The organism is Arthrobacter castelli DSM 16402 (assembly GCF_000430705.1).
In the GTDB taxonomy this organism is placed as follows: Bacteria; Actinomycetota; Actinomycetes; order Actinomycetales; family Micrococcaceae; genus Arthrobacter_C; species Arthrobacter_C castelli.
In genome coordinates, this window is record NZ_KE387202.1 from 52,992 (window position 1) to 63,960 (window position 10,969).

Below are 10,969 nucleotides of genomic sequence, written 5' to 3' on the forward strand. Positions count from 1 at the left end.
ACCGATTGAAAGTCGCATCCCCTTTGCATCCCTTCGTAGCCGTCATGCCGCTTTGGGGATGGTGTGTCCTTTTCTATCGAGCGCCCAACGAGTCTTCCTGACGGCAGTCGGTTCACCGCCATACCAGCCGGGAATCAGGTCGGGTTGGCAATACTTCAGCACGGTCCAACCAAGCTCAACTGCTCGGTCATCCCGCGCGATGTCCGAGCGGCGCTGCATCTCGGTGATGTGGTGGCCGCCGTCGTACTGCATGGCAATTTTCAAGTCCGGGTAGCCCATGTCGGGGTCTTGTACCCACTGCCCGTTCTCGTCCAGTATTGCGACGTTGATGGCAGGTTCGGGCAGCCCCGCGCGTATCAGGACAAGGCGGAGCTCCGTCTCCTTCGGGGAATCGGTGCGGGGGCGGATCCACCGCAATGCTTCCTTGGCCTTCTTCACGCCGCGTCGGCGAGCCATGCCTTCGACGAGATGCAGCAGTCTGTCCATCGAACTCAACGGATCCTGCCGTCGCACCAAATGGTCCCCGGCGATAACGAGTTCATCCACAGTCAATTCTTTTGACAAGTCGAACCACGTCCGTTCCGGGGAAGTCGCGTTCAGGGATCTCCCTTTCGATATATCCGCTTCATCGAGTTCGAGCACGTGCCCTTTGACGCTATTCCGCCTGCATGCCCGGCTGCCTGGAGGCTGGATCAAGTGCACGATACCGGTTTCCATCCGCTCCGGCAGCGGAATCTTCCACAGCGTCGCGGCGGTTGAGAAGCCGACGACAGAACCAGGTACAACCATGCTGCAGGCGGCGGCCTTCGTCAAGAAGTCGTCCTCGAATGCGGCCGGCATTCGGGTTCCTCTTGTCGGTATGATCAGGTCCCGCGCCAGGGTGCGCTTGTTCCCCACACCAAGATCACGGGCCTGCTGCAAGGTAAATGGTCCGGAGTCGAGGGATTCCGGCAACGGGGACGGGTTTCTCATACCACCCATTATTCGACGCAGAATGGTTCACTATTCGGTTTTCCACAGGATTGATCGGGTCCGTTGCCGTTGTTTTCGTTATTCAGGCCCCGGTGCACATGGCTTGTGGGTCCGGGCAGAGGCACCGGGCTCACCGTCTGCGGCGCTCAATGGCCGTTATCTTCCGGAATGCCGTGTTCATGGTGGCAGATAACGACCACTGGAGGGGATTAGGGTACTTATCGCCGTTTCGAGCCCCGTCACATCCATAACCCGCGGGCACGGCGTGCAAGGCGTGCATAGACTGACCGTGTGAGTTCTTTCAATTTGCGCCCCGCCCGCACCTCAGATGTCGCCGAAATCCGCCGTCTGGTGGCGCCTTTGGCGGACCGGCGGGTGCTGCTGGAGAAGGAGGCCGTTGCCTACTTTGAGAGCCTGCAGCAGTTCCGGGTGGCCGAGGACGACGACGGCACGGTGGTGGGGTGCGGGGCCCTGCACGTGATGTGGGAGGACATCGCCGAGGTCCGTACCCTGGTGACGAGCGTGCCAGGAACCGGGGTCGGCCATGCCCTGCTGGGGCAGTTGCTCGACGACGCCCGCGCCGTCGGTGTGCAGCGAGTGTTTTGCCTGACCTTCGAGGTGGAGTTCTTCGTGCGCCACGGCTTCGAAGTGATGGCCAACCAGTCGGTGGTCGATCCCGAGGTGTATTCCGAGTTGCTCCGTTCCACGGATGAGGGCGTCGCGGAGTTCCTTGACCTGGCCCGGGTGAAGCCCAACACGTTGGGCAATACCCGGATGATCAAGATCCTGTAGCAGCGCCGCCGATCGTGCAGCAACGCCTTCATCGGCGCGCCAGCGGTCTTGCGCTGCGCCGCGCCCCTGCGCCGCCGCGCCCCTGCGCCGCGCCCCTGCATCGCGCCGCCTCTGGGCAAGAGCGGTGCCGCGGAGTAGGGTTCTAAAAGGGTCCCATGGTGGGGCCTTTGCAGTGCAATTGAGGGGATAGCGGCAGCATGAAGAAGCTCATCAACGACCCAAAATCCGTAGTGACCGAGACCGTCGAAGGTTTCGGCCTCGCGCACCAGGACCTGGTCACCGTCAACACGGATCCGGCCTACCTCGTCCGGAACGATGCGCCGGTCCAGGGCAAAGTGGGACTGGTTTCCGGCGGCGGCAGCGGGCACGAGCCCTTGCATGCCGGGTACGTCGGCAAGGGGATGCTCGACGCCGCTGTCCCCGGCGCAGTCTTCACCTCACCGACTCCTGACCAGATCATTCCCGCGACGCAGGCCGTCGACGGGGGAGCCGGCGTCGTGCATATTGTGAAGAACTACACCGGCGACGTCCTCAACTTCGAAACCGCTGCCGAAATGGCCGATGCAGAGGGCGTGCCGGTGCGCACTGTGCTGGTCAACGACGACGTCGCGGTGGAAGATTCGCTGTTCACGGCAGGCAGGCGCGGGGTCGGCGGGACCGTGCTGGTCGAGAAGATAGCCGGCGCCGCAGCCGAACGTGGCGATGATGTGGACGCCGTCGCCGCCATCGGAAACCGGGTCAACGAGAACGTCCGCAGCATGGGTGTTGCCCTTAGCTCCTGCACGGTTCCCCATGCCGGCGAGCCGAGTTTCGACCTCGGCGACGACGAAGTGGAAATCGGAATCGGGATCCACGGGGAGCCGGGGCGCCACCGGATTCCGATGGAACCGGCGGACGGTATTGTGGACCGGCTGCTGGAGCCGGTGCTCAACGATTTGAAGCTCGACGACGGTGCGAAGGTGCTGCTGTTCGTCAACGGAATGGGCGGGACCCCGGCCAGCGAACTGTACATCGCCTACCGCCATGCCGCCAAGGTACTGGCTCAGAAGGGGGTCACCGTGGAGCGATCGCTGGTGGGCAATTACATCACCGCACTGGAAATGCAGGGTGCCTCCATCTCGGTGCTCCGCCTCGACGACGAGATGGTGGAGCTGTGGGATGCTCCGGTGCACACCGCGGCCCTGCGGTGGGGGCTGTGATTATGGCCGATACTCTCAATGCTGCGTGGGCCGAAGCGTGGCTGCGGAACAGCGCCGCCGTCGTCGCCGAACACCGCAAGGAACTGATCGATCTCGACCGGGCGATTGGCGACGCCGACCATGGCGAGAATCTGGACCGGGGGTTCTCCGCCGTCGTGCAGAAGCTGGACGAGTCGAACCCCGAAACGCCCGGTGCCTGTTTCAAACTCGCCGCCATGACGCTGATGTCCAAGGTTGGCGGTGCCGCAGGTCCGCTGTTTGGCACTGCGTACCTGCGGGCGGGCACCACCGTGGGTGAGTCGACGGAGTTGGATTCGCCCCTGCTGGCGCAGGCGCTCGCCGCAGCCCGGGACGGTATCGTGGCGCGCGGCAAGGCTGAAGTCGGTGACAAGACGATGATCGACGCCTGGACCCCCGCCGTCGACGCCGCCACCGAAGCGGCCGAGGCCGGTGCCGGTCCGGCCGACGTACTGGAAGCTGCCGCGGTGGCAGCACAGCAGGGGGCCGAATCGACCGACCCGCTGGTGGCGCGGAAAGGACGGGCCAGTTACCTGGCCGAGCGCAGCGCCGGACATCGGGACCCGGGCGCGGCCTCCAGCGCGCTATTGCTCCGCGCCGCGGCCGACGCAGCCGCGGCGGCAGGGAACGGGGCCGGCGAGGCAGGAGCGTCGGGCGCGTGAGCGTTGGATTATTGATCATCTCGCACAGCGCGAAGATCGCCGAAGGCGTATGCGAATTGGCCGCCCAGATGGCCGCCGACGTCGTCCTTGTGCCGGCTGGCGGGACGGACGACGGCGGCATTGGCACCAGCTTTGAAAAGGTCCAGTCGGGCATCGAGAAGGCTGACACCGGCGACGGCGTCCTCATCCTGACCGACTTGGGCTCGGCCGTGATGACAGCCGAGTCGGCGCTCGAGTTCCTCGAAGATGCGCAGCGGAACCGGGTCAGGATGCAGCCCGACGTTCCACTGGTCGAAGGTGCTATAGCTGCCGCGGTGGCTGCGCAGACCGGCGTCACCCTGGAAGCAGTGGTGCAGGGCGCGCAGTCGGCGCAGACCGGCGCCCCGGCCGGCGGGACGCAAGGAGAAGCGGCATCCGCTGAACCGGCGATTGCCCCGTCGGGTTCTGCTGAACAGCCTGCTGAGCCGTCGGAGTCGGCGATTGCCCTGTCCCCGGAGCCTGCCGGCGGCGCCGGGGGCGTGGAGAGCGCGTCGGGCGACGTCGAATTGATCAACCCGATGGGCCTGCACGCCCGCCCTGCAGCCGTGACCGCGCAGGAGTTGACCGGGATGGATGCCGACATCACCATCAATGGCGTTGACGCGAAGTCCGTCATGCTGTTGATGACGCTCGGACTGAAGCAGGGGCAGACGCTGCACGTCGCGGCAACGGGGCCGGATGCGCGGAAGGCTGTGGATTTCGTGACCGGCCAGGCCGCAGATGGATTCGGGGAACTGTAGCGCCGGACCAGCATTACCCGGGCAGCTGCACGCCGTCGGCGGTCTGCTCCGCGAGACGATCCTGAAGCAGACCGTTCAACGCCCGTTCCAACTGGCTCGCGTCCGCCTGCAGGGAGTGCAGCTTGCGCAGCGCCGTGCCCGCCCCCGCCGCAGGGTGCTCCGCCGCCGGGTCCAGCAGCACACCGGACGGCACCGGCACGTCGGAGACCCGCAGCACCGCCATCAGGGCACCACGCACCTGCCGGTCCGTGCCATGCCAGCTTTGCCCCTTGGGCTGGTAGTGCGGTTCGGGCCGGCCCTCGGCTACCCAGCGGCAGCTGCCCAGCAGCGGGCACTGGCCGCACTTGGGTGCCTTGGCGGTACAGACCAAGGCACCCAGCTCCATAGTGGAGGCGTTCCACCGCACCGCGGCTGCGGGATCGGAGGGCAGCAGGTCCCTGGCCAGCTCGCTTTCGGCGGCGGTCAGCGCCGGTTCGGGAAGCGCCCGCCCGCGGATGGCGCGCGCCTGCACCCGGCGGATATTGGTATCGACAACGGTCTCCCGCTTGCCGAAGGCGAAGGATGCGATGGCTGCCGCAGTGTAATTGCCGGCTCCGGGCAGCCGCAGTAATTCGTCGAAGGAATCGGGAACTTCGCCGTCGTGCTCTGACACAATGGCGGCGGCAGCCGCGTGGAGCCGCAGGGCCCGACGCGGGTAACCCAGCCGTCCCCAGGAGCGCACAGCTTCGCCGCTGGGTTCAGCCGCCAGGTCGGCGGGCCGGGGCCAGCGCTGCAGCCATTCCTGCCACAGGGGAAGCACCCGCGCCACCGGAGTCTGCTGGAGCATAAACTCGCTGACCATTATTCCCCACGGGGTGCAATCGGGGCTCCGCCATGGCAGGTCACGGGCATGGGCGGCGAACCAGGTATCCAGAAGCTGATGCAGATTGTCGTGTTTCACCGCAAACTATCCTATGTTGGATCACCTTCTTCTGTTTCGAACGGCGTGGTGCCATCACAGGCGGCCCCGGGGTTCCTAGCCTTGAAGTATGGCTCAGCACAGACCCGGTACGGCAGTTCCACGTAAGCCCAGTCCTGCCGTGTACCGCAGGCGCCGCCTCGTTGCGGCGATCATCCTGCTGGTGCTGATTGGGTTGCTGGTGGCTGGGGGTTTCTTCATCGCCAGCCTGTTTGGATCCGGAACCACCGAGGGACAGGCTCAGGCCGGTACCGATAAGGCAGCCGTGCAAGGTCAGAAGTCGGAGACCGGGTCAGGTGGACAAGGCGAGTCCGCCGGCAAGGACAAGGCCGGCAAGGACAAGGAAACCGGCAACGACGCCGGCGGCAGTGGTGATAACGCTCAGGCCGGCGGCGGAAACGCCGACACGCAGGAAGCCGAGGGCTCAAAGGACAGCGACGCTGCGGATGCGAAGCAGGAAGCTAAAGAGTCCGGAGGTCCGGAAGAAACCGCGGATGAGGAGCCAAGCCCGGAAGCCACAGGGCCGTCCAGCTGTGAGGATTCCGACGTGGTGTTGGAGGCATCGACCGATCAAACAGCCTACCCGCAGGACAAGAACCCGGTACTGACGATGTCGGTGTCCAATGAAAGTGATGAGAAGTGCACCATCAATCTGGGCACCTCGCAAATGGAGTTCCTCATCACCAGCGGGGAAGACAGGATCTTCTCCTCGACCGACTGCCAGGTTGACGCCGTCGACAATAAGCAGACCTTAAAGTCCGGCGAAACCGAGAAGGCCAAACTGACGTGGAAGCGGAACAGGACGGCTCCCGATTGCGCCCCGGTGGAGTCCAAGCCGCTGCCGGGCACCTATACGCTGGTGACCAAGCTGGGGGACCGAACCAGCGAAGAGACCACCTTCCGGCTCGAGTAGGCGGGCTGCCGGGCGGGAGCCCGGGATCGTCGACAGATGTAACGGACGAGGAAGTCAGATGAACCTGTCGAGCAAGCTCGACTCTGCAATCCGGGAGAGCCCCTCGCGGACGGTCCGGGCCCGTTGTTCGCCGATCCCTTCGACCGCCATCAGGTCATCAATGTTGGCCGCCATCAGGTTTTGCAACCCGCCAAAGTGGTCGACCAGTCGGTCGGCCACGGCGCGCGGAACCGTCTTGATGTTGCAGAGCAACCGGTATCCGTGCGGCTGCACCACCGCTTCCAGCGAATCCATCCCCGGAGTGAAGCCTACGACGCCGGCGATCTTGCCCAGGTCGATCAGCTCCGTCGAGGTTAGTTCGGTCAACCGTTCCAATGCGGCTCCGACATCGCTGACCTCGCCGCCCAGGTCGCGGTAGTCCCGGATCACCATCTCGCTGCCCGGGCCCAGGCCGGTGGTCAGTTCTTCCAGCTGCAGGGACAGCAGCCGACCGTCCACACCAAGTTCGAGAACGTATTGGGAGATTTCTTCGGAAATCCGCCGCACCATTTCCTGCCTCTGCAAGGTCACGGCGACATCGCGGACGGTGACCATGGCTTCGATTTCCAAGGCGGAGAGTGAATTGGTCACCTGGTCAAGCCGGGACCGGTACCGCTCCAGGGTGGCCAGAGCCTGGTTAGCCTTGGCCAGCACTGGTTCGGAACCTTCGAGCACGTGGCGCAGGCCGCCGACGTACAACGCAATGATCTGCATGGACTGACTGACCGAAATGATGGGGAGGCCGCTCTGCTTGGCCACTCGTTCGGCAGTGCGGTGCCGGGTTCCGGACTCCTGCGTTTCAATGCGTGGATCGGGAACCAGCTCGACGCCGGCGCGCAGTATCCGCGCCGCGTCGCGGTCGCAGACGATTGCGCCGTCCATCTTGGCCAGTTCCCGCAACCTGGTGGGATTGAAGTCGATACCGATTTCGAATCCACCGGAACACAACGACTCGATGGTCCGGTCCATCCCCAGCACAATCAGAGCACCGGTGCGGCCGCGCAGAATACGCTCCAACCCATCGCGCAGTTCAGTCCCAGGCGCAACACGCGCCAGCGTCGCCCGCAACGACTCCTCGGGCGTGCGTGGCATTGACACTCCTTTCTGCACGCCGGGTCCGTGCGCCGATGGATTCATGTGGCTAATACTAGTAGGCCTGCGTGCAGAGGCACCCACTGGGTTACGCCCTGCGGCTGCGGCAAGACGTGGGGGTGCCGCGTTAGATCGGTGAGGAATCCGGGCGGGGAAGTTGTCGGTTCAGCCGGCCGGAAGCAGCAGCTGCAGAGTCTCGGCAAGGCTTGATACTTCCCGTACGCTGAACCCCTCGGGAACCGGCCCGCAGCCATTCGGCGACTTTGGCACGACGGCTGTCCTGAACCCCAGCCGCGCAGCCTCCTGGATCCGCTGATTAATTCCGGGAACCGGCCGTACTTCTCCCGCCAGCCCAACTTCTCCAAGTGCAATCATCTTTTGGGGCAGCGGAATGTCCCGTTTGGCCGAGGCCAGCGCCAGCGCCACGGTAAGATCGATGGCGGGTTCGCTCAGCTTCATGCCGCCCACGGTGGCGACGTAGCAATCGTCGGCTGCCAGCCCATAACCGCCGCGCTGCTGGAGCACGGCGAGCAGCATTGCCACCCGTGAGCTGTCCAGCCCGCTCGTGGCCCGCCGGGGCTGGGAGTTCGAGGTGGCGGCCAGCAGCGCCTGCACCTCCGCCACCAAAGGTCGACGGCCCTCAATCGTGACGGTGATGCAGGTCCCGGAGACTGATTCCGCCGTTCGTGACAGGAACAACCCGCTGGGGTCGGCCAGGCCGACAATGCCCCCTTCCGTCAGGTCGAAGCAGCCCACCTCGTCCGTGGGTCCGTATCGGTTTTTGGCGGCGCGCAGCAGCCGCAGCCTTGAGTGTCTGTCGCCCTCGAACTGACACACCACATCGACCAGATGCTCCAGCAAGCGGGGGCCGGCGATGGAACCGTCCTTGGTCACGTGTCCCACCAGCAGGGTGGTCATATCGTATTTCTTCGCCGCGGCGATCAACGACGCGGCCGCTTCCCGTACCTGGGTCACCCCGCCGGGAGCACCATCGACATCGGCGCTGCTCAGCGTCTGCACGGAATCGACAATCAACAGCGAGGGTTTGACCTGCTCGATGTGGCCCAACGCGGAAGCCAGATCGGACTCGGCGGTCAGGTACAGGCTGTCGGACGTGGCGTCGATCCGGTCGGCACGCAGCTTGACCTGTGCGGCCGACTCCTCACCCGTGATGTACAGGACATCGCGGGCTCCGTTGGCGACCCGCGCGGCCACGTCCAGCAACAGCGTCGACTTCCCAACCCCCGGTTCCCCGGCCACCAGGATGACAGCGCCAGGAACCAGCCCCCCGCCTAATACCCGGTCCATTTCCTCCACCCGGGTGGGACGGTAGGCAGCAGTGGAGGAGTCGACGTCGGAAATCCGCTGCGCCGGCGAAACCACTGCCGTGGCCGCCGTCGTCCGCGCCGCCGTCTGACCCGTCTCTTCAACTGTGCCCCAGGCCTGGCACTCGCCACACCGGCCAACCCATTTCACGGTGGTCCAGCCGCATTCGGCGCAACGGTACCCAGGCGCGCGGGAAGTCCTGGCGCGCGTCTTAGTGCTCATCCCAACAGGCTAGACCATCTGAAGGAGGGGTTAGCCTCCCTACGGTGGGTGTCTCGCGACCAGATCCGGACAGTGTCCAGACAGCGTCTGGTTAGCCAGGATGTGAGGCGGGAGCCAGGGCTCCAAACCAGCTGAGAATCGGGTGAATGCTTCCAATGAAAAGACTGTTACGTGAAGTTTGCTTTGTATTTACCTGAGACCGTTGACATGAGTAACGAGTGGGAATAGCGTTACAGGTGTGACAGTGGTTCAGGGTCAACCAAGAGGGCCTGCAGCCACCTGATCCGAGAGTGGCGACGTGCCAAGACGTCGCATCCAAGCGCTTTTCGGTTCACACGTAAATCCGCGTCACAGCGCGGGGGGACTGGTGATCGAATAAACCCTGCCTGGGTGCGCCCCGGGCCCAGACTCTCGAAGGTGGTGGAATGCAGATGAATAACGCGTCGGTCCCCGCCGTTGGAGAGACTTCCAATTCACGATCATTCCGCCCCCGGTCGAGGTTCATCCGCGCAGCCTGTCGATTGACGATGGTCGGTGGCATTTCCGCTCTGGCCTCGATGGCGTTCGTTACTTCGGCCTCGGCCAACAGTGGTTTGCTTTCGGAGCTGGGCACGAGCGAACCGTCACCCCAGACAGCCAAACAGGTTCCCGATCAATCCAGTACCGGATTGTTGAAGTCGGCCACCAAGAAGCTTGGTTCGGCTGTTCCTCAGGTCGTTGAATCCGCGCGGAAGATAACCGAACCGGTGACCGACGCGGTTGCGGAGGCACCTGCACAGGTGACCGGGAAGACTCCGTCTGCGGACCCTTCGGCACCGGCCGGCGCCGCCGTTTCGGAACGCACGAATGGTGCTGGCAGCGGGAAGGCTGTGCAGGGCAATAAGGGTGCTGTCGGGGCTGCGGCTTCCCAAGCGCAAACCGGTGCGAATCACAAAGTTCTTTCGACCCAGACAGAAGCGTCGGCCTCACCGACTCCTGTCAACCCGTCGGGTGGATCAGTTCCAGCCAACGCGAATACCCCGACACCGACGGCCGGTGGGCCTGAAGTCAAGGCAGCAGAAGTTGCCGATCCTGCGGAGCCGTCGAACGCCTCGCAGTCCAAAGGTCTGGCAGGAGCTGTCACCGGCACAGTCAAGAAGCTGACCGGGGCCGTGCAGCAGCCGCAATCGGACGCCGGCACCACGGAGGCATCATCTCAAGACAGTGGAAGCGTGGACTCGGCGGATCCGTCGGGCTTCGGAGGACCGGCAGCGCAGCCGGCCGCGCAGCCATCCACTCCCGCTGGCGGGGCAGAAACACATGCAGCCAATAGTGGCTCCCCGACGTCGGCAGCTATCCAGCATGGAGCGAAGGCAGCAGAAGGTGCCGATCCTGCAGGAGCCTCGAAGGCTTCGCAGTCGAAGGGTCTGGCAGGAGTTGTTACTGGTACAGTCAAGAAGCTGACTGGGTCCGTGCAGCAGCCGCAATCGGATGCCGGCACCACGGAGGCATCATCATCGCAAGACCGCGGTGTCGTTGGTTCGCTGTTGGACCCGGCCGAAGCTGCTGCAGACGCGGTTGTTCCAGCGGCGGAGTCAGTTCGGGCCGGTGATGGTTCCCAGGCACCTTCGACTGTTCGCGGTGACCGTGGGGCCGATGCAGACGAAGTCGCTATCGACTCGGAACCGGCGAAGGCGCCAGCGACCAACGGATTGGCCGGAATCGTCAGTCAGACCGTGGACAGTGTCGCCGGTGTTGTTGATCCCGCATTGGTTCAGGCCGAAACCCTTGCTGCCGATGCGGTCGATTCAGCGACGCGATCAGTCACGGCTGACAGCGATGCTCGCACACCGGACGCTATCCAGGCCCAGGAAGTTACGGCTCAAGCAGTCCCGGCGAAAGCATCAGCCTCGCACTCTCTGGCGGGACTCCTTGACTTGAGCGTTGCCCAGCCACGTGGTGCTGTGACCGATACGGTGCCTAGTGCTGGCGGCGCCGAGACACGGTCGGTTTTGGAT

Annotated in this window: 10 protein-coding genes; 6 read left to right on the forward strand and 4 right to left on the reverse strand. The window is 64.5% G+C overall.

The features are described from left to right. Positions 1–42: 42 nt before the first annotated feature. Positions 43–972 carry a hypothetical protein gene (locus H535_RS27470; RefSeq protein WP_035770652.1) on the reverse strand — a complete coding sequence of 310 codons (930 nt, stop codon included), beginning with the start codon at positions 970–972 and terminating at the stop codon, positions 43–45. A 291-nt stretch (positions 973–1,263) separates the two neighbouring features. On the opposite strand from H535_RS27470, the gene H535_RS0122525 reads away from it, so the two are divergent. From H535_RS0122525 to dhaM, 4 genes are all read left to right on the forward strand, one after another. Next, positions 1,264–1,764 (forward strand): amino-acid N-acetyltransferase, encoded by a 501-nt coding sequence (locus tag H535_RS0122525; protein WP_026821312.1) that lies wholly within the window; start codon positions 1,264–1,266, stop codon positions 1,762–1,764. 197 nt (positions 1,765–1,961) lie between these two features. Then, a complete protein-coding gene (dhaK, locus tag H535_RS0122530) occupies positions 1,962–2,963 on the forward strand; it encodes a dihydroxyacetone kinase subunit DhaK (protein ID WP_026821313.1) in 1,002 nt (333 codons plus the stop codon). A 2-nt stretch (positions 2,964–2,965) separates the two neighbouring features. Continuing rightward, entirely contained in the window at positions 2,966–3,643 is a 678-nt protein-coding gene (dhaL, locus tag H535_RS0122535) for a dihydroxyacetone kinase subunit DhaL (RefSeq protein ID WP_026821314.1), read from the forward strand. Continuing rightward, complete coding sequence (dhaM, locus tag H535_RS0122540; protein ID WP_026821315.1) at positions 3,640–4,422, forward strand: dihydroxyacetone kinase phosphoryl donor subunit DhaM; 783 nt, start codon at positions 3,640–3,642, stop codon at positions 4,420–4,422. The genes dhaL and dhaM overlap by 4 nt, the downstream gene beginning before the upstream one ends. A gap of 13 nt (positions 4,423–4,435) precedes the next feature. Here the strand turns inward: dhaM and H535_RS0122545 are convergent, their stop codons facing one another. After that, positions 4,436–5,362, reverse strand: a complete 927-nt coding sequence (locus H535_RS0122545) for an HhH-GPD family protein (RefSeq protein WP_026821316.1) — start codon at positions 5,360–5,362, stop codon at positions 4,436–4,438. Between the two features lie 88 nt (positions 5,363–5,450). Here H535_RS0122545 and H535_RS28150 point away from each other — a divergent pair, with 88 nt between their 5' ends. Next, positions 5,451–6,293, forward strand: coding sequence for a prolipoprotein diacylglyceryl transferase (locus tag H535_RS28150; RefSeq protein WP_155838840.1), 843 nt, complete (start codon positions 5,451–5,453; stop codon positions 6,291–6,293). A gap of 54 nt (positions 6,294–6,347) precedes the next feature. On the opposite strand, the gene disA is transcribed toward H535_RS28150, so the two are convergent. Continuing rightward, the gene (gene disA, locus H535_RS0122555) at positions 6,348–7,424 is read right to left on the reverse strand and encodes a DNA integrity scanning diadenylate cyclase DisA (protein ID WP_026821317.1); all 1,077 of its coding nucleotides are present in this window, start codon (positions 7,422–7,424) and stop codon (positions 6,348–6,350) included. A 165-nt stretch (positions 7,425–7,589) separates the two neighbouring features. Next, a complete protein-coding gene (radA, locus tag H535_RS0122560) occupies positions 7,590–8,972 on the reverse strand; it encodes a DNA repair protein RadA (RefSeq protein ID WP_026821318.1) in 1,383 nt (460 codons plus the stop codon). A gap of 425 nt (positions 8,973–9,397) precedes the next feature. Here radA and H535_RS29765 point away from each other — a divergent pair. Then, on the forward strand, positions 9,398–10,969 hold a 1,572-nt coding region (locus H535_RS29765; protein WP_211236670.1), incomplete at its 3' end, for a hypothetical protein.